Raw genomic sequence first — 17,569 nt, forward strand, 5'->3', positions numbered from 1 at the left:
TCGCCGGCGGCGGGCGTTCATGCTCCCCTCCGGCAGCGGAGGTTCGGAAATGGCCGCGGATGTGCAGTGGTGGACCCGGTTCGCCCGGGAAGTGCGCGCGGCCGGCCGGGGCGAGCTGCCCGTCGAAATTCCGCTCCGCGCGATGCGGGACGAACTCGGTTTCGCCTGCGCCGCCTTGGTGAGCGGCAGCAGGCAGCGAACCGCGACGGTCAACCTCGGCTACCCGGCGGACATGCTCGGGTACCTGACCACGACCTACCGCTGGACCTGCCCGATCCACCGCCGCGCCGCCCAGTCCGGGCTGCCGCTGCGCTTCGTCGACGTCCCGGACGTCCACGAGACCAGAACGTACCGGGAAGGCATTCGGCCCTACGGTTTCCGCGAAGGAGTGACTCTTCCGCTCGCGCCCGGCACCGGCCCGGAGCGGAGTTTCGTGGCGCTGAGTTCGACCCACGACCGGCCGCTCGACGACGGATCCGTCCTCGCGCTCACCATGCTCTCGCACGATCTTGCCCGGCTCGCCGATCCTGGCGGCGGGCCCGGCGAGCCCCCGGCCGACACCGTGCTGTTCGTTTCGCGGGCCAAGGTCGAGGTGCGTTCGACCGTGGCGCCGCACGTGCCGTTGAGCGAGCGCGAGTCCCGGCTTGCCGCGCGGTGCGCCACGACCGAACGGACCGGTTTCCGCCACCGGGACGCGGAAGGCGTCTGGTGGCGGGTGCTGGCGCGGCCGCGCCGTCCGGACGGCGTGCTGCTGCGGATGTCCCGCCTGCCCGATCCGGGTCCGTTGACCGAACGGGAACTCGACGTCGTCGGGCTGGTGGCGCGCGGGTGGCCGAACGAGCGGATCTCGGCAGCGCTGGGCATCGCCGTCCGGACGGTGCGCAGCCACGTCGAGTCGGCGCTGGGGAAGCTCGGCTGCGCGAACCGGACCGTGCTGGCCCGGCACGCGCTGGAGCACGACCTCGACTCCCTCGGCGCGCTGGAGGCCGCCCTCCGCTGAGCAGATTGTGTCACAATCCTTGCACTCCGGCTCGGCTCGTGCTTCACTCCTTCTGCCCGTAAGTTGCGCGAATACCGGCGCACCATGCACTTCACCGGGCGAGGATTGTGTACCTATTTCCCGGCGGCCAGGAGGCAGTGGATGACCACGTTCGAGCCCGAGCACCTGCCCCGGCGGACGATCGCCCGGCGGCTGCCCCGGTTCTCGGAGATCCGGCCGCTGCTCAAATTCCGGCAGCCCCGGTTCGACGTGCGCGAACGCTGCCTCGCCGCCGCGCACACCATCGACGACCTGCGCACCATCGCGCGCCGCCGCACGCCCCGGCCGGTCTTCGACTACGTCGACGGCGCGGCGGAGCAGGAAATCAGCCTGGGCCGGGCTCGGCGGGCCTTCGAGAACGTCGAACTGCATCCGCGCGTGCTGCAGGACGTGACCGAGGTCGACCCGGCGACGTCAGTCCTAGGCGGACAGTCCGCGCTGCCGCTCGTGCTCGCGCCGACCGGGTTCACGCGGATGATGCACCACGAAGGCGAGATCGCCGTCGCCCGAGCGGCCGCCCGAGCCCGGATCCCGTATGTGCTTTCGACGATGGGAACCACCGACCTGGAAGACGTCCGGGCGTGCGCGCCGTCCGCGCGGCAGTGGTTCCAGCTCTATCTCTGGAAGGACCGAGCCGCGAGCGAAGCGCTGGTGGGACGCGCGGCGGAAGCCGGGTACGAAGCGCTCGTCCTGACCGTCGACACTCCGATCGGCGGGGCGCGGATGCGCGATGTCCGGAATGGACTGACCATCCCGCCCACGCTGACGGTCCGCACCCTCGCCGGCATCGCGGTCCGGCCGTCCTGGTGGATGAACCTGCTGACCACCGAACCACTGCAGTTCGCCGCGCTGCACAACTTCGACGGCACGGTCGAAGAGCTGATCGGGACGATGTTCGACCCGTCGCTGACCGTCGAAGACCTGCGGTGGCTGCGCGAGCTGTGGCCGGGGAAGCTGATCGTCAAAGGAATCCAGAGCGTGGCGGACGCCGAGGTGATGGCCGGTTCCGGCGTCGACGCCCTGGTGCTCTCGAACCACGGCGGCCGTCAGCTCGACCGCGCGCCGACCCCGCTCGAACTCCTGCCGCGCGTCGTGGACGCCGTCGGCGACGACTGCGAGGTCATCCTCGACACCGGCGTCCGGACCGGTGCCGACCTGGTCGCCGCGCGGGCGCTGGGCGCGTCGGCGGCGATGGTCGGCCGCGCCTACCTCTACGGCCTGATGGCCGCGGGCGAGCAAGGCGTCGAGCGCGCGATCGACATCCTCCGCGCCGAGTACCTGCGCACGCTGCGGCTTCTCGGCGTCACGCGCACCGACGAGATCAGCTCGGACCACGCCTCCCTGCGGCTGCCCTCCCGGCTTTGACGGCCGGGTCGGCTAAGATCGGCAGTCGCGGTGGCAAGTTCTGCGGAAACGAGTGGCGAAGTGCGCGAACAGGCGGGCAGTACGCCGGGGAGCATCGCGCAAGCCCTTCGCGACGATCTCCTGGACGGCCTCCTCGAACCCGGAACGCGGCTCACCGAGGAGTCGCTGAGCGCGCGTTTCGGCGCCGGCCGTCATTCGGTGCGCGCCGGCCTGCAGACGCTGGTGTCCGAGGGACTGCTAGAACACCAGCGCAACAAGGGAATCGTCGTCCCCGCCGTGACCGCCGAACGCATCGACGCGATGTGCTCGTACCGATCGATCCTGGAACTCGGCGCCCTGCGGCTCGCGCTGCTCCAGAACGCGAGCTTCGACGCGGTCGACGAGGCCGTCCGGCGGCTCGAGTCGATGACCGCCGAAACCCCGTGGCGGCACGTGATCGAGGCGCACAGCGCGGTGCACACCGAGATCGTGGCCGCCAGCGGAAACCCTCGCGTGGTCGCCGCGCACCGGGCCTGCGCGAACGAACTCAACTGCATGCTCGCGACGATCCGGGCCGAGTCGTCGGCCGCCCACCTGGCGGCGACGCACCGGCACCTCGTCGACCAGCTGCGGGCCGGCGGCGAGACCGCGCTCAAGGCGCTCGAGGACGACCTCGAACTCGGCGGCCGCGCGATGATGCACCTCGCGCTCCGGCGGCGGATCGGGGTGCCGTACCTGCTGCCCGGCGACGTCGACGCGTGAGCGGCCTCGCCGGTTCTCCCCGGCAAGGCCGCTCACGAGCCTCTACAGCGCAGCCACCGCCCGCTCCCCCGGCACCGTGTGCACCACCGGCACCTCGTCGAGCAGCCCGCGCCGCGCCAGCTCCGGCCGCACTCCCTCGCCGAACCAGTACGCCTCCTCCAGATGCGGATAGCCGGACAGCACGAACTCCGACACCCCGGCGGCGTGGTACTCCTCGATGAGATCCGCGATTTCCGCGTAGCTCCCCACCAAAGCCGTTCCGGCACCCCCGCGCACCAACCCGATCCCGGCCCACAGATGCGGATGGATCTCCAGCTCCCGCGCTGCAGTCCCGGCTCGGCCGCCGTGTAGCGCGACCATCCGCTGCTGCCCGACCGACTCGCTCGCCGCCAGCTGCGACTGGGCCTTCGCGATCTGCTCCGGGCTCAACGCGTCCAGCAGCTTCTGCGCCTCCGCCCAAGCCTCGGCCGACGTGTCGCGCGCGATCGTGTGCAGCCGGACCCCGAAGCGGACCGTCCGGCCGGCCTGTTCCGCCAGTTCCCGCACCTTGCCGATCTTTTCCGCGACCTGCGCGGGCGGCTCGCCCCAGGTCAGGTAGACGTCGGCGTGCCGCGCGGCGACCGGGAGCGCCGCCGCCGAGGAACCGCCGAAGTACAGCGGCGGCACCGGATCCGGCGCGGCGAGCGTCGTGGCTCCTTCGACGCGCAGGTGGTCGCCGGCGAAATCGAACGGTTTGCCCGACCACACGCCGCGCACGATCGAGAGGAACTCGTCGGTCCGGGCGTAGCGGGCGTCGTGGTCGTGCCAGTCGCCGAAGCGGCGCTGTTCGATCGCGTCGCCGCCGGTCACGATGTTCAGCAGCACCCGGCCGCCGGACAGCCGCTGGAACGTGCCGGCCATCTGGGCGGCGAGGGTCGGCGAGATGACGCCCGGCCGGAACGCGACCAGGAATTTCAGCTTGCTCGTCTCCCGGATCAGCGCGGCGGTGGTCAGCCAGGCGTCCTCGCACCAGGTGCCGGTCGGGGTCAGCACGCCCTCGAAACCGAGCCGCTCGGCCGCGCGGGCGACCTGCGCGAGGTAGTCCAGGTCCGCCGGCCGCTGCGCGCTCGGACCCTGGGATTTGTTGGCGTGGAAGCGTTCCACGATCGTCCGGCCGTCCCCGGTGGTCGGCAGGAACCAGTGCAGTGTGACGCTCATCCGTTCCTCCTCGCGGCTTCGATGTCAGGCCCGTATCGGCGGTCGACGAACGCCGCGAAGTCGACCTTCCCGGGCAGCGTGCCCTCGTTCGTGAACGCGTCGGCGAGCTGTTGTTCGGACGCGACGACGGCGTCGTCCAGCGGGATCGGCCGGTCCCGCCCGGCGGACACGGCCTTCTTCGCGACCTCGAGCTTCAGCCCGGTCTCCGCCGCCCACGCGCGCGCCCATTCGTCGGGATGCGAATTCGCCCACAGCTGGGCTTTCACGACACGCTGCACGAAGTCCTTGATCGCCGAGTTCTTGCCCGGATCGGCGAGCGCGGTGGTGCTGGCCGTCTCGAAGGCGAGCCCGTTGGACGCGCCGCGGCCGTCGGCGAGCACGCGGGCGTGCGCGTCGATCTGCGCTTGTGCGGTGTAGGGATCCCAGATCGCCCACGCGTCGATCTGATGCTGAGTGAACGCCGCGAACGCCTCGGACGGCTGCAGGAACGAGATCTTGATGTCCTTAGTGGACAGACCGGCCTTCTTGAGCGTGTTGAGCAGCTGCCCGTGCGCCGAACTCCCCTTCGCGACCCCGACCGTCTTGCCCCGCAACGAAGCCACGTCGGTCAGCGGCGAATCCGGCGGCACCAGAATGGTTTCCCGCTCCACGTTGCTCTTCGCGACGCTCACCACGGAGATCTTCGCCTTCGAGGCCGCGGCGAAAATCGGCGGGGTGTTGCCGACCCGGCCGACGTCGATCGCTCCCGCGGACGCCGCCTCCAGCAGCGGCGGGCCGGACGTGAACGTGGACCATTCGATCCGGTACGGCGCCCCGGCCAGCTGATTCGCCGCGGTCAGAAGGGATTTCACCCCGCCCTTCTGGTCGCCCACCCGAAGCGTGACCTTCTTCAGTTCCGCCGGCGACACCGCGGCGGGCACCGGCGCGCGACCGTCCGAAGCGGACGACGAGCAGGCGGCGAGCCCGGTCAGCAAAAGCGCCGCGGCCAGGACGTTACGCAGGTGCACTTTCGGTCACTCCCAAATCGGCCAGGACGCGGCTGCGCACCTCGGCATTGTCGGCGGCCTTCCGCGGACGCGGCTGGCCGAGAACGTGTTCGGCGACGATGCGGCCTTCGCCCAGGACGAGAATCCGGTCGGCGAGCACCAGTGCTTCGTCGACGTCGTGCGTCACCAGCAGCACCGCGGGCCGGTGGGTGCGCCACAGATCCTCGACGAGCCGGTGCATCGTCAGCCGGGTCAACGCGTCGAGCGCGCCGAACGGCTCGTCCAGCAACAGCAGATCCGGCTCGCGCACCAGCGCCCGGGCCAGCGAAACCCGTTGCGCCTCCCCGCCGGAAAGCGTGAGCGGCCACTTGTCGGCATGGTCCGCCAGCCGCACCTCCGCCAGCGCTTTCTCCGCCACCGCGCGGTCGTTGTCCTGCCGCAGCCCGAGCACGATGTTGCGCCAGACCTTCCGCCACGGCAGCAGCCGCGGCTGCTGGAACGCGACGGAAACCGTCCCGTCGACGCCGGCCGTGCCCTCGATGTCCGGATCCAGCCCGGCCAGCACCTTCAGCAGCGTCGACTTCCCGGACCCGCTCCGCCCGAGCAGCGCGACGAACTCGCCGCGGCCGATGTCCAGGTCGAGTCGGCTGAGGACGGTCCGGTCGCCGAACTTCTTCCCCAGGTCGCGGACCTCCACTACCGGGCTCGCCATCGCAAGGCCCTCCTTTCGAGCAGCCGGACGAGCGCGTCGGTGACGAGGCCCAGCACGGCGTAGACCACGAGCCCGACCACCACGACGTCGGTGCGCAGGAATTCGCGGGCATTGTTGATGAGATAACCGATCCCGGCGTCCGCGTTGACCGTCTCGCCGACGATCAGCGCCAGCCACGCGACCCCGAGCGACTGCCGCAACCCGACCAGCGTCTGCGGCAGCGCCCCCGGCAGGACGACGTGCCAGAGCCGTTCGGCGCGGGTGAAGCCCAGCGCCCGCGAGGCTTCCAGGAGCTGCGGATCGGCGGTGCGGATTCCCGAGTGGACATTCAGGTACAGCGGGAACGCCACGCCCAGCGCGACCAGGAAGATCTTGGTCTCCTCGCCGATCCCGAACCACAGGATGAACAGCGGGATCAACCCGAGGAAAGGCAAGGTGCGCAGCATCTGCACCGGCGGGTCGACCAGCGCCTCGCCCCAGCGGGACAAGCCCGCGACGGCCCCGAGCAGCAGTCCGGCGAACGCCCCGAGCGCGAATCCCGCGCCGACGCGGCCCAGCGAAACCGCGAACGCGCTGCCGAGTTCGCCGCTGCGCGCGACGTCGACCCCGGCTTGCAGCACGGTCCAGGGCGAGCTGAGTTTGTCGGGCGGCAACGCGCCGGTCGAGCTGGCGATCTGCCACGCCGCGACCAGCGCGACCGGGCTGATCCAGCGGCGCAGCGACGGCCACCGCCGCCTTCGCGCCCGCTTCGGCGCGGCCGTTTCGGCGCGCGGCAGCACGCCCGTGGTGGAAATCGACACGGATTTCTCCCGGGTGGGGTTTTCGGTTCAGGGAAAGGGATTCAGCGGCGGGACAGACAGACCGCGCTCGCCTGCTGCCGGAGGTCGACGTGCAGGCGGCAGACGAGGAGGACGCCGCGCTTCATGCCCCCGAGCTTCGAGCCCCGGACGGGTGAAGTCAATGTCGTGCCGGAGCGCTCTCACGCACTGGAATCCGCGCGGCGGTGTACGGGCTTTGTTCACCGGGCGGGTACGCCGATGCCCGGGATGCGGGACGGATTTCCCGGTCCGCTGCCGAACATGAGCCGCTTCCGGCTGTTGCTCGGCCGCTCCAGCTCTGGGCACCGGCCTCGGTCGAGCCACCGGCGGACCGCGCTCAGCACGAAATTGTCGGTGCCGTGCGGTACAAGATCACCATGGTCATTTTCCCGGCACCGCAAGCGTTCTTCGCCCGCAACCCGCACCGTGCGCCCCGACGGCGCGTCCGGCTCGTAAGTGCCTTGCTGGCACCGCTTCGGGCGGCTGAACCGGAACCCGGCTCAGCCGCCGAACATCATCCGCCATTCCTCGAGAGACCGGGGCCGGAACACGAAGTTCGAGCTCTTCACCCGCGACAGCGACGCCGACGATTCCGGCGAATACTGGTGCCCCGGATACACCACTGGATCCCCGGGCAAGGTCGCGAGCCATTGCAGGCTGCGGTAAATCGCGTCCGCGTCGCCGCCAGGGAAGTCGGTGCGGCCGCAGCCCTCCAGGAACAGCGTGTCGCCGGAAACCAGCCGGTCGCCGACCAGGAAGCACTGGCTGCCCGGCGTGTGCCCGGGCGTGTGCAGCAGCCGGATGCCGATCGAGCCGACGGTCACGACGTCGTCGTGCTCGTGGGCGCGCAGATCGGTGTCCGACACCCCGGTCACCCGGCGCACCCACTCGCTCTCTTGCGCGTTGACGTGGATCGGCACCTGCCGCAGCGCGAGCAGCTCGGCGATCCCCGGCAGGGAGAATCCCATCATGTCGCCGCCGACGTGGTCGGGGTGGTGATGGGTCGCGAGCACGCCGGTCAGCCGCATCCCGTCGGCTTCCAGCGTCTCGACCAGGTCACCGACCGCGTACGCCGGGTCGACCAGCACCGCCTCGCCCGCTTCGCGGTCCCCGATCAGGTAAGCGAAATTCACCATCTGGGTCGCGACCGGGTCCCCGACGGCGAAATCGCGGCCGGCGAGCAACTGGCGGAAGTAGAGCTGGTCTGCCATGCCCCGCAGCCTAACGGTCGCCGGTCACTCGCCCACGGAGCCGTCGGCGAGTTCCCGCAGCGCGTCGAGGTGCCCGACGTGCCGCGCGGTCTCCTGCACGACGTGCGCGAGCACCCAGCGGACGGTGAAGTCCCCGGACCGGCGCGTCCGCTCCTCCGGAGCGAGCCCGGCCAACGCCGCGGCCGCCCGGTCCCACTCCGCGCGATACGCGGCGATCACTCCGGCGACGTCGTCCTCCGGCGTCAGGTCCCAGCTCGGGTCCGGCGAGCCCGCCCACCGCGACGGCTCGGCGGCTCCGCCCGCCTCGATCACCAGCCACCACCGCTCGACCGCGGTCAGGTGCTTGAGCACGCCCAGCGCGCTGGTCCGCGGCGAACTCGGCAAGGGCGTCGCGGCCGCTTGCTCCCTGGTCAGGCCGGTGACCTTGCGTACCGCGGTCGCCCGCAGGAAGTCGAGGAACCGCGTCTGCAGGGTCAACTCGTCGCCGTCGAGCGGATCCGGCCAGACGCGCGCTACCTCCGCCATGGCACCGACCCTACTGGCAGCGGAGAGGAATACGCTCGGTGTCATGGTGTGGGGATTTCTGTGCGCGCTGCTGTCCGCGGTGGCCTACGGCGTCGCTTCGGTGATGCAGGCGGTGGCCGCGAAGGCCGCGCCCGACGAGGGCGGAGCCGGGGTCGACCCGCGCCTGCTGCTGCGGGTGCTGCGGCAGTGGAAGTTCGTCGTCGGCCTGCTGCTCGACGGCGTCGGATTCATCGCGCAGATCGCCGCCCTGCACGTGCTCCCGCTGTTTCTCGTGCAGGCCACGCAAGCCGCGAGCCTCGCGGTGACGGCCGTCGCGGTGCGGGTTTTCGGCGTCCGGCTCGGGGCTCGGGAGTGGGCTGCGGTGGGCGTCGTGGTCGCCGGTCTCGCGCTGCTCGGTTCGTCCGCGGAGAGCGAGGGTTCCAGCGAGGTCGGCCTGGGCTTCCGGTTGACCCTGGCGGGGGCCGCCGCGGTCCTCGGGATCGCCGGGCTCCTCGTCGGCCGGGCCGGCGAACGCGTCCGCACCGCCGGGCTCGGGCTGGTCGCCGGGCTGTGCTTCGGGCTGGTCGCGGTGGCGGGCCGGGTCATCCCGAGCCTCGCGCCGCTCGACCTGCTGCGCGACCCCGCGCTGTACGTCGTCGCTGTGGCCGGCGCGCTGGCGATGTTGTTCTTCGCCACTGCTCTCCAACGCGGCGGCGTCACCACTGCCACCGCGATGATGGTGCTCGGCGAGACCGTCATGCCCTCGTTGGTCGGCGTGCTGCTGCTCGGCGATCGGACGCGGCCCGGCTTCGCTGTCGTCGCGCTGCTCGGGTTCGTGCTCGCGGTGGCCGCCGCGCTCGCGCTGGCCCGCTTCGGCGAACCCGAACCCGCAGTCGTCTCGGCCGGAGAACAGCCGCCGGAGGCAGCGCGCCGGTGACACGTCCTCGCCGCGGCTCCCGGGACTGCCCAAGCCAAAGGTTAGGCTAGCCTTCGCTAGTGGACGAAGGGAGGAACCGGCGACCGGACCGGCCTCGTCCGCGAACGGAGGCGTCGATGACCAGCGGCCGGGACGTCCTGCGCAGTGCGCTCGCCGGGCAACGGAAATCCGTCCTCGCCGCGGCTGTCCTCGCCGCCGGGCACCAGGGCGGCGAAGCGCTCGTCCCGGCTGTGATCGGCGTGGTGCTGGACCGAGCCGTCGCCGACAGCTCGGCACTCACCCTCCTCGGCTGGCTGGCCGTGCTGGCGGTCGTCTTCCTCGTGCTCTCCTTCAGCTACCGGTTCGGCGCGCGGGCCGCCGAACGCGCGTCCGAGCGAGCCGCGCACGAGATCCGGCTCGCGGTCAGCCGTCGGGTCCTGCACCCGCGCGGCGGCGCGCAGAACGGTTCGCTCGCCGGGGAACTGGTGAGCGTCGGGACCTCGGACGCCCGCCGGGTCGGGATGATCAACGCGGTGCTGCCGTTCGGCATCGCCGCACTGGCCGGGCTGGTCGTGAGCGCGGTGGTGCTGCTGCGGATGTCCGTGCCGCTCGGGTTGCTTGTCCTCCTCGGCACCCCACCGCTGCTGTTCCTCGCGCACCTCGTCGGCAAGCCGCTCGAGAAGCGCAGCGAACTGGAGCAGGAACGCGCCGCGCACGCGTCCGGGGTCGCGGCCGACCTGGTCAGCGGGCTGCGGGTGCTGAAGGGCATCGGCGCGGAACCGGCGGCAACCGCCCGCTATCGGCGTACCAGCCGGGATTCGCTGCGGGCGACCGTCCGCGCGGCCCGCGCCCAGGCGTGGCACAACGGCGCGCTGCTCGCCTTGACCGGGATCTTCATCGCGATCGTCGCGCTGGTCGGCGGCTCGCTGGCGGCCCGCGGCGAGATTTCCGTCGGCGATCTCGTCGCCGCGGTCGGGCTGGCCCAGTTCCTGCAGACGCCGTTCACCGTCTTCGTCTGGGTCAACGGCCAGCTCGCCCAAGGCCGCGCCTCCGCCAGCCGGGTCGCCGCTGTGCTCAGCGCGCCGCCAGCAGTGCCCGAAGGAACGGGCGAGCTGCCCGCCCCGGCTCGCGGCAGCGTGACGTTTTCCGCCGTCTCACACGGAAAACTCCGCGGGTTCGACCTCACTGTCCCGCCCGGCGAGCTGCTCGGCGTCGTCACCACCGACCCCGCCACGGCGATCGATCTCCTCGACTGCCTAGGCCGGTTCGCCGATCCTCGCGCCGGCGCCGTCCGCGTCGACGCGGTGGATCTGTCCACTGTGGATCCTGATCGGCTCCGCGAGGTCGTCCTCGTCGCGGCGCACGACACGGATCTGTTCGAGGGCACCGTGGAAGACAACGTCCGCGGCGGAATGTCCGGCGTCCCGGACGGAGTCCTCGCCGCCTCCGCCGCCGACGAAGTCGCCGCGACTCTCCCCTCCGGCACCGCCACCGCCGTCTCCGAACGCGGGCGCTCGCTGTCCGGCGGGCAACGACAGCGGGTCGCGCTCGCGCGGGCGCTCGCCACCGAGGCCCCGGTCTTGGTCCTGCATGATCCAACCACCGCCGTCGACACCGTCACCGAAGCCCGCATCGCCGCCGGAGTAGCGGAGCTCCGGCGAAACCGCACCACCATCCTGGTCACCACCAGCCCAGCACTGCTCTCCGCCACCGACCGCGTCGTACTACTCCACGACGGCCACGTGGTCGCCGAAGGCAGCCACGCCGAACTGGTCCGCGCCGAGGCAGCCTACCGAGCGGCGGTGCTCTCGTGACCGAACGCGAACTCCTGCCCGTCGCCGCCGGGCCGCGCATCCGGGCGGTCCTGCTCGACCTGCTGCGGCAAGCGAAGGGCCGCGCGATCGGGTCCTTCGCCTTCGTGGTCGGCGCGACCGCGCTCGGCCTGCTCACCGCTCCCCTGCTCGGCCGCGTCGTCGACCTCGTCGCCACCCGGCAGCCCGTTTCCGCGCTCGGCTACCCGGTGGCCGGGCTCGTGCTGGTCGCCGCGACCTCCGCGGTCGCCACCGCCATCGGCGTCTCGATGCTCGCCCGGCTCGGCGAAACCATGCTCGCCGACCTGCGCGAGCGGTTCGTCGACCGGGCTCTCGGCCTGCCGCTGGAGCAGGTCGAAAAGGCTGGTTCCGGCGACCTGACGGCGCGGGTCACCAACGACGTCTCGGTCGTCGCCGAAGCCGTCCGGCAAGCACTGCCCGCGCTGGCCCGTTCGGTGCTGACGATCGTGCTGACCCTGGCCGCGATGGCGATCCTCGACTGGCGTTTCCTCGCCGCGGCACTGCTGGCGGTCCCGATCCAGCTGCACACGGTCCGCTGGTACGTCCGCCGAGCGACCCCGCTGTACGCCGCCCAGCGAGCCGCCGTCGGAGCGCAGCAGCAACAGCTTCTCGAGACGATCGGCGGAGCCAAAACCGTCCGCGCGTTCCGGCTCGCCGGCGCGCATGTCGACCGGGTCCGCGCGCGCTCCACCAGCGCGGTGGAGCTCGCGTTGCGCGGGGTCCGCCTCGCCACCCGGTTCTACGGCCGGCTGAATATCGCCGAATTCGTCGGTCTCTCCGCGGTGCTCGCCGCCGGTTTCCTTTTAGTCGGCGCGAATCTCGCGACGGTCGGGGTCGCGACGGCGGCCGCGTTGTACTTCCACAGCCTCTTCGGGCCGATCAACACCGCACTCGCCCTGGTCGACGACGCGCAGGCGGCGACGGCGAGCCTGTCCCGGCTCATCGGGGTGGCGGATCTGCCCGCACCGGCCGAACCGGCCCAGGCGGGCCGTCGGGTCGACGCGTCGGTGCAGGCGGCCGGCCTCGGACACTCCTATGTGGACTCGCATCCGGTGCTGCGCGACGTCGACCTCGAAGTCGCGCCGGGCGAGCGCGTCGCACTGGTGGGGGCGAGCGGGGCCGGAAAGACGACGCTCGCCAAGCTGATCGCCGGGATCCACCAGGCCAGCAACGGCACGGTGTCCGTCGGCGGCGTCCCGCTCGACCAGCTCGGCCCGGCCGCCACCCGGCGCGCGGTGGCGTTGATCAGCCAGGAGGTGCACGTCTTCAGCGGCCCGCTGGCCGACGATCTCCGCCTGGCCGCTCCCGACGCCAGCGACCACGATCTCCGCGCCGCACTCGCCAAGGTCGGCGCTGCCGAATGGGTCGAGGCGTTGCCGGACGGGCTCGCGACGGTGGTCGGCGAAGGCGGGCATCGGCTGACCGTCACGCAGGCCCAGCAACTGGCGCTGGTCCGGCTGGTGCTGGCCGACCCGCCGGTGGCGATCCTCGACGAAGCCACCGCCGAAGCGGGCAGCGCCGGCGCGAAAACGCTGGAAGCCGCCGCGGCCGCAGCGCTCGAAGGCCGCACCGGCCTCATCGTCGCGCACCGGCTGACCCAGGCGGCGGCTTCGGACCGCATCGTCGTGCTGGACGCCGGAGTCGTCGTGGAGTCCGGCACGCACGACGAACTGGTCGCAGCCGGCGGCCGGTACGCGACGCTCTGGACCGCCTGGTCCGGCCTGCGCAGCCACCGGAACTGAGAGCAGCTGAGTTCCTTGTGGGCTCAGGATTCGTCGTGCGCCACGAGAGAGAGCGGACGCAGATCGGTCCAAGTCCGCTCGATGTGGTCCAGGCAGGCTTGGCGCGTGTCCGGGCCGAAGGTGGTCCGCCAGCCGTCCGGCACGGCCACGAAGTCCGGCCACAGGCTGTGCTGGCCCTCGTCGTTCACGAGAACCCGGTAAACGCCGTCGGGGTTTTCGAACGGATTCGTCATGGCATAGTCCCTTCTTCAGCGGATCCCGCTGACCGCGTACTCCACCGGATCGGATTCGGCCTCCCGGCGCTCCACAATGGACTGCAGGATCTCTCCCACCCGGACCGCGGTGTTCGACAGCAGCGACGACGTGATCCCGTGCGTGTGCTCAGTGCCGCCCTGGAGGTAGAGACCGCCGCGCACGGCCGGATCGGTGGCGATCCGGTAGTCGCGTTCGACCTTCAGCCGGCCCTCGCCGTCCCGGCGGCACTGGCCGGCCAGCTCGCCGAGCAGCGGCGTCGGGTCCGCGGGCAGGTAGCCGGTCGCGTAGACGGCCGCGTCCGCGTCCAGCACCGAACGTTCGCCGGTCGCCAGCGATTCGACCGTCGCGCGCACGTGCGTGCCCTGGTCGACCACCTCGACCGGACGCGAAACGTTGAACAGCCGCAACCGTTCCACGCCGAGAACCTTCTCCTGGTAGCGCCGCCGGTACAGCTCGTCGATGAGGTCGAGGTCGACCGCGGAGTAGTTTGTCGCGCCGTGGTAGCGCATCAGGCGTTCCTTGACCGGTTCGCTTGCCGCGTAAAAGGAATCGACCGCCTCGGGGTCGAAGATCCGGTTGGCGAACGCGCTGTCGTCGGCCGGGCTGTAGCCGTACCGAGCAAATACCGCGCACACCTCCGCGCGCGGGAATTCGTCGTGCAGCAAGGCGGCGACCTCGGCCGCGCTCTGCCCGGCGCCGACCACCACGAACCGCCGTGCGTCCGTGCCCCGCAACGACTCGACGCGGTGCAGCAGCTCGCTGTTGTGCCAGATCCTTTCCCCGGCGACGACCCCGTCCGGCAGCTTCGCGCGCAATCCGGTGCCCAGCACGAGATTCCGCGCCCGCAGTTCGGTGATTTCGCCGTCGGCTTCGGCGCGCACGTCGAAGAACGCGATCTCGCCGCCGTCGCGCACCGGTTCGACCGAGACGACCTCGCTGCCGTAGGAGACGAGGTCGTCGACCTTCGCCGCGGCCCATTCGAAGTAGTCGTGGAACTCGACGCGCAGCGGGAACAGGGTCTTGTGGTTGATGAAATCGACCAGGCGCCCCTTCTCGTGCAAGTAGCCGAGGAACGTGAATTCGCTGGCCGGGTTCCGCATCGTCACGAGGTCCTTGAGGAACGAAACCTGCATGGTCGCGGTGTCGATCAGCATCCCGCGATGCCAGCCGAAGCGGGGCTGGCGCTCCAGGAAGTGCGCCGTGACCGTCTCCCCGGAGCCCGCGTTGTGCTCGGCGAGGGCGATCGCGAGCGCCAGGTTGGACGGCCCGAACCCGACTCCGACCACGTCGTACACCGGCACCTGGCTGTCCTCGGCCCCTGCTCGTGGCATGAAAGTCCCCTAGCGCGGCACTGCCGCATCACCGTTTCCGACTGATCACTGCTCAAGGAACCCTAACCTAACTTAGGTAAGCCTCAACTAGTACTGTCCGGGTGATGTTCGTCCCGACCACGAAAGGTGCACCGCCGATGCGCGTGGCCATGTTCGGCTACCAGACCTGGGGACACCGCACCCTGAAGGCCCTCCTCGACGCGGGCCACGACGTGCGGCTGGTGGTCACCCACCCGCCGAGCGACCACGCGTACGAACGGATCTGGAGCGATTCGGTCGCCGGACTGGCGCGGGAGCACGGAATCCGGACCCTGCTGCGCACCCGCCCGGACGACGCCGAACTGCTCGCCGAACTGAAGGCGGCGGACCTGGACCTGATCGTCGCGAACAACTGGCGCACCTGGCTGCCGCCGGAGATCTTCGACCTGCCGCGCCACGGCACCCTCAACGTCCACGACTCGCTGCTGCCCGCCTACGCCGGCTTCTCCCCCATCATCTGGGCGCTGATCAACGGCGAGCCGGAAGTCGGCGTCACCGCGCACATGATGAACGGCGAACTGGACGCGGGCGACATCGTCGCCCAGCGCGCGGTCGCGGTCGGCCCGCGCGACACCGCCACGGATCTGTTCCACCGCACCGTGGACCTCATCGAACCGCTCGTCACGGAAGCCTTGGGCCTCATCGCCTCGGGCACCGTCGTCCCGATCCCCCAAGACCGGACGAAGGCGAGCTTCTTCCACAAGCGAGCCCCGCGCGACAGCCTCATCGACTGGACGTGGTCCGCGGAGGAGCTGGACCGCCTGGTGCGCGCCCAGTCCGACCCGTACCCCAACGCCTTCACCTACCACCGCGGCAAGCAACTGCGCATCGTGCGGGCTTCGGTTTCGGACGGGCACTACGGCGGGACGCCGGGCCGCATCTTCATCCGCGAAGGCGAGGGCGTGGTCGTCGTCGCGGGCCGGGACGCGCGGCGCGGCCAGTCGCCGGGCCTGCGGATCGAACGCGTCCGGACGGCTGATGACCGGGAACTTCCGGCGGCGGAGTATTTCACCGCCATGGGCGGGTATCTCACCGATCGTCCGTGACCGCGCCTGACCGCCGACCGCGTCGCATTACCGAGCCCTGGCCGACGCTTGCAGCATGGGCACAACCAGAGCAGCCGAGAACGGCCGTTTCACAGCGTTACGGCGTCGCGTCCGGCTCGGGCGCGGCGGGGAAAAGGACCGGGCTGAGCAGGTACGGCACCCGGCCAGGCGCCGGCTCGTTGCCGACCGAATCCCGTAGCACGTCGAGCATTTTGCGGGTCATCTCGGCGAGTTCGCCGGGGCTGAGCCAGAGGACGCCCTGCCGGTAGGACACCCCGTCCGCGGCCGGATCCGCGCCCGCACGGTCGAGGTAGGCGTCGAACTCGGCGATCAGGACGGCCATCGCGACGGCGAACCCTCGGCGGTGGTCCTCGAGCGTCATCTCGGCGGCCGCGTCCGCGTCGATCACAGGCCGGTCCTGCCGCAGCCGGTAGCGGCGCTCCACGGCCCCGCGCACCCGGTGCTCCTCGGCCACTTCCAGGAAGCCGCCCTCGAGCAGCGGAGCGACCTGCCGGTACACGGTCACCTTCGACACGTCCGGCAGGCGGGCGCACAGCTGCGTGGTGGTCAGCTCCCGTCCGCCGGCCAGGGCGTGCACGATGCGCAGGCGGACGGGATGCAGGAGCAGATCAGCCGTTTTCACCCCTTCACTATTTCATATGCGATACCATTATCGAAGGTGAAATCGTTGGGCGAGGAGGAGCCATGCGCGACATCCCCGGAAGACGGATCCCCGTGCCCGGCCGGGCGGTCTACGTCGAGGAATCCGGCGAGGGGCCGGGCCAGGTGGTCTTCGAGGCCGGCAGCGGCTGCGGCCGGACGTGCTGGGACCCGCTGCTGCCCCTGCTGGCCGGCGAGGCGCGGCTGGTGACCTACGACCGCGCCGGGCGGACCCGCAGCGGCCCGGCCGGCCGGCAGCTCGGCCTCGACGACCTGGCCGCCGATCTGGTCTCGATGACCGAAGCCGTGGTTCCCGGCGAGTTCGTGCTCGTCGCGCACAGCATGGGCGGGCTGGTCGCCCGCGCCGCAGCCGAACGCCTCGGCCCCCGGCTGCGGGGCCTGCTGCTCGTCGACCCCACACCGGAGACATCCCCGGTGTACGACACCTGGGACCGCACCACGGCGAAGATCGACCGCGCGCTGGCGGTGACGCAGGCGCTCAGCCGGTTCCGTCCGCTGGCCCGGCTCTTCGGCGGCAACCTCCGGCGCCTTTACGCCGACCGCACCTACCGGACAATGCTCGCCGAGGACTTCACTCCGACCGGAATCGCTCAGACCCGCGCGGAAATGCGGATTGTCGCCGAGGGCATCCGCCAGCTGCGCGCCCGGCCGCCCCGGCTCCCGGAATGCCCCACGATCGTGCTGTCCGCCGGCCGCGCCGCGAAAGGGCGGGAACGCCAGAACGCCGCGATCCGCGAACACCAACGCCGTTACGCGCAAACCCTGCCAGCCGGACGCCATGAAACCGTCGACTCCGCACACTTCGTCCACGCCGAGCAACCGCGACTCGTCGCCGCCCGGATCCGAGGCCTCCTGCCCGCGCCCGGCCACCCCGCCGGAAACCCGGCAGCGCGATAGCACCAGCAGACGGTCTCGCCGACATCCGCGATGAGGCAATCGTCGCCATCGACAACGGCGGCGCGACAAGGAATGGCTTTCAGCAGTCTCGAACTCGACAGCTAGGAAGCGGGCACCCGGCCCCGCGCGGCAGCACCGAGGTGCGGCTCACGCGGAAGCGCGGCGTTTGGCCAGCGCCATGCGGACGAGGAACGCCGGGCTCGGCGGAACCCAGCCGAGCTGCTTGGCCAGGGTCAGGTCGTCGCGGTTGGCCCAGT

At 71.2% G+C, this 17,569-nt stretch carries 17 protein-coding genes; 8 read left to right on the forward strand and 9 right to left on the reverse strand.

The window, feature by feature from the left end; genetic code table 11:
• The first annotated feature begins 49 nt into the window (after positions 1–49).
• The 3 genes from L942_RS43395 to L942_RS34750 all read left to right on the forward strand — a co-directional run bounded on the left by L942_RS43395 (position 50) and on the right by L942_RS34750 (position 3,145).
• Positions 50–1,000: a helix-turn-helix transcriptional regulator gene (locus tag L942_RS43395; RefSeq protein ID WP_158684583.1), complete on the forward strand. Its 951-nt coding sequence runs from the start codon at positions 50–52 to the stop codon at positions 998–1,000.
• A 141-nt stretch (positions 1,001–1,141) separates the two neighbouring features.
• Positions 1,142–2,404, forward strand: coding sequence for an alpha-hydroxy acid oxidase (locus L942_RS34745; protein ID WP_051166458.1), 1,263 nt, complete (start codon positions 1,142–1,144; stop codon positions 2,402–2,404).
• A gap of 60 nt (positions 2,405–2,464) precedes the next feature.
• On the forward strand, positions 2,465–3,145 hold the full coding sequence (locus tag L942_RS34750) for a GntR family transcriptional regulator (RefSeq protein WP_037368376.1): 681 nt from the start codon (positions 2,465–2,467) through the stop codon (positions 3,143–3,145).
• Positions 3,146–3,187: 42 nt separating this feature from the next.
• Here the strand turns inward: L942_RS34750 and L942_RS34755 are convergent, their stop codons facing one another.
• From L942_RS34755 to L942_RS34785, 6 genes are all read right to left on the reverse strand, one after another.
• Positions 3,188–4,342, reverse strand: a complete 1,155-nt coding sequence (locus L942_RS34755) for an LLM class flavin-dependent oxidoreductase (RefSeq protein WP_037368378.1) — start codon at positions 4,340–4,342, stop codon at positions 3,188–3,190.
• On the reverse strand, positions 4,339–5,349 hold the full coding sequence (locus L942_RS34760; RefSeq protein WP_051166459.1) for an ABC transporter substrate-binding protein: 1,011 nt from the start codon (positions 5,347–5,349) through the stop codon (positions 4,339–4,341). Before L942_RS34760 ends, L942_RS34755 begins: the two co-directional genes overlap by 4 nt.
• Entirely contained in the window at positions 5,336–6,040 is a 705-nt protein-coding gene (locus L942_RS34765; protein WP_037368379.1) for an ABC transporter ATP-binding protein, read from the reverse strand. Before L942_RS34765 ends, L942_RS34760 begins: the two co-directional genes overlap by 14 nt.
• On the reverse strand, positions 6,025–6,840 hold the full coding sequence (locus L942_RS34770) for an ABC transporter permease (RefSeq protein ID WP_037368381.1): 816 nt from the start codon (positions 6,838–6,840) through the stop codon (positions 6,025–6,027). The genes L942_RS34765 and L942_RS34770 overlap by 16 nt, the downstream gene beginning before the upstream one ends.
• Before the next feature lie 518 nt (positions 6,841–7,358).
• Complete coding sequence (locus L942_RS34780; RefSeq protein ID WP_037368384.1) at positions 7,359–8,069, reverse strand: MBL fold metallo-hydrolase; 711 nt, start codon at positions 8,067–8,069, stop codon at positions 7,359–7,361.
• A 24-nt stretch (positions 8,070–8,093) separates the two neighbouring features.
• Positions 8,094–8,594, reverse strand: a complete 501-nt coding sequence (locus tag L942_RS34785) for a mycothiol transferase (protein ID WP_037368385.1) — start codon at positions 8,592–8,594, stop codon at positions 8,094–8,096.
• Positions 8,595–8,637: 43 nt separating this feature from the next.
• On the opposite strand from L942_RS34785, the gene L942_RS34790 reads away from it, so the two are divergent.
• From L942_RS34790 to L942_RS34800, 3 genes are all read left to right on the forward strand, one after another.
• A complete protein-coding gene (locus L942_RS34790; RefSeq protein ID WP_037368387.1) occupies positions 8,638–9,510 on the forward strand; it encodes a hypothetical protein in 873 nt (290 codons plus the stop codon).
• A 116-nt stretch (positions 9,511–9,626) separates the two neighbouring features.
• The gene (locus tag L942_RS34795; protein WP_037368389.1) at positions 9,627–11,303 is read left to right on the forward strand and encodes an ABC transporter ATP-binding protein; all 1,677 of its coding nucleotides are present in this window, start codon (positions 9,627–9,629) and stop codon (positions 11,301–11,303) included.
• On the forward strand, positions 11,300–13,063 hold the full coding sequence (locus L942_RS34800; RefSeq protein ID WP_037368393.1) for an ABC transporter ATP-binding protein: 1,764 nt from the start codon (positions 11,300–11,302) through the stop codon (positions 13,061–13,063). Before L942_RS34795 ends, L942_RS34800 begins: the two co-directional genes overlap by 4 nt.
• 23 nt (positions 13,064–13,086) lie before the next feature.
• On the opposite strand, the gene L942_RS34805 is transcribed toward L942_RS34800, so the two are convergent.
• Both L942_RS34805 and L942_RS34810 read right to left on the reverse strand, forming a co-directional pair.
• Positions 13,087–13,296 (reverse strand): MbtH family protein, encoded by a 210-nt coding sequence (locus L942_RS34805; RefSeq protein ID WP_037368395.1) that lies wholly within the window; start codon positions 13,294–13,296, stop codon positions 13,087–13,089.
• A 15-nt stretch (positions 13,297–13,311) separates the two neighbouring features.
• Positions 13,312–14,649, reverse strand: coding sequence for a lysine N(6)-hydroxylase/L-ornithine N(5)-oxygenase family protein (locus tag L942_RS34810; RefSeq protein ID WP_037368397.1), 1,338 nt, complete (start codon positions 14,647–14,649; stop codon positions 13,312–13,314).
• A 137-nt stretch (positions 14,650–14,786) separates the two neighbouring features.
• Here L942_RS34810 and L942_RS34815 point away from each other — a divergent pair, with 137 nt between their 5' ends.
• A complete protein-coding gene (locus L942_RS34815) occupies positions 14,787–15,734 on the forward strand; it encodes a methionyl-tRNA formyltransferase (RefSeq protein ID WP_037368400.1) in 948 nt (315 codons plus the stop codon).
• A 97-nt stretch (positions 15,735–15,831) separates the two neighbouring features.
• On the opposite strand, the gene L942_RS34820 is transcribed toward L942_RS34815, so the two are convergent.
• On the reverse strand, positions 15,832–16,377 hold the full coding sequence (locus L942_RS34820) for a helix-turn-helix domain-containing protein (protein ID WP_037368402.1): 546 nt from the start codon (positions 16,375–16,377) through the stop codon (positions 15,832–15,834).
• A gap of 62 nt (positions 16,378–16,439) precedes the next feature.
• Here L942_RS34820 and L942_RS42330 point away from each other — a divergent pair, with 62 nt between their 5' ends.
• A complete protein-coding gene (locus L942_RS42330; protein WP_051166460.1) occupies positions 16,440–17,312 on the forward strand; it encodes an alpha/beta fold hydrolase in 873 nt (290 codons plus the stop codon).
• The last annotated feature ends 257 nt before the right edge of the window (positions 17,313–17,569 follow it).

It is taken from the genome of Amycolatopsis orientalis DSM 43388 (genome assembly GCF_000411975.1).
Taxonomy (GTDB): Bacteria; Actinomycetota; Actinomycetes; order Mycobacteriales; family Pseudonocardiaceae; genus Amycolatopsis; species Amycolatopsis orientalis_D.

Bases quoted from the DNA above. Each gene is read 5' to 3' on its own strand.
- L942_RS34780 (WP_037368384.1), bottom strand. From the start codon at position 8,069: ATGGCAGACCAGCTCTACTTCCGCCAGTTGCTCGCCGGCCGCGATTTC.
- L942_RS34810 (WP_037368397.1), bottom strand. From the start codon at position 14,649: ATGCCACGAGCAGGGGCCGAGGACAGCCAGGTGCCGGTGTACGACGTG.
- L942_RS34790 (WP_037368387.1), top strand. From the start codon at position 8,638: ATGGTGTGGGGATTTCTGTGCGCGCTGCTGTCCGCGGTGGCCTACGGC.
- L942_RS42330 (WP_051166460.1), top strand. From the start codon at position 16,440: ATGCGCGACATCCCCGGAAGACGGATCCCCGTGCCCGGCCGGGCGGTC.
- L942_RS34805 (WP_037368395.1), bottom strand. From the start codon at position 13,296: ATGACGAATCCGTTCGAAAACCCCGACGGCGTTTACCGGGTTCTCGTG.
- L942_RS43395 (WP_158684583.1), top strand. From the start codon at position 50: ATGGCCGCGGATGTGCAGTGGTGGACCCGGTTCGCCCGGGAAGTGCGC.
- L942_RS34745 (WP_051166458.1), top strand. From the start codon at position 1,142: ATGACCACGTTCGAGCCCGAGCACCTGCCCCGGCGGACGATCGCCCGG.
- L942_RS34815 (WP_037368400.1), top strand. From the start codon at position 14,787: ATGCGCGTGGCCATGTTCGGCTACCAGACCTGGGGACACCGCACCCTG.
- L942_RS34795 (WP_037368389.1), top strand. From the start codon at position 9,627: ATGACCAGCGGCCGGGACGTCCTGCGCAGTGCGCTCGCCGGGCAACGG.
- L942_RS34785 (WP_037368385.1), bottom strand. From the start codon at position 8,594: ATGGCGGAGGTAGCGCGCGTCTGGCCGGATCCGCTCGACGGCGACGAG.
- L942_RS34755 (WP_037368378.1), bottom strand. From the start codon at position 4,342: ATGAGCGTCACACTGCACTGGTTCCTGCCGACCACCGGGGACGGCCGG.
- L942_RS34765 (WP_037368379.1), bottom strand. From the start codon at position 6,040: ATGGCGAGCCCGGTAGTGGAGGTCCGCGACCTGGGGAAGAAGTTCGGC.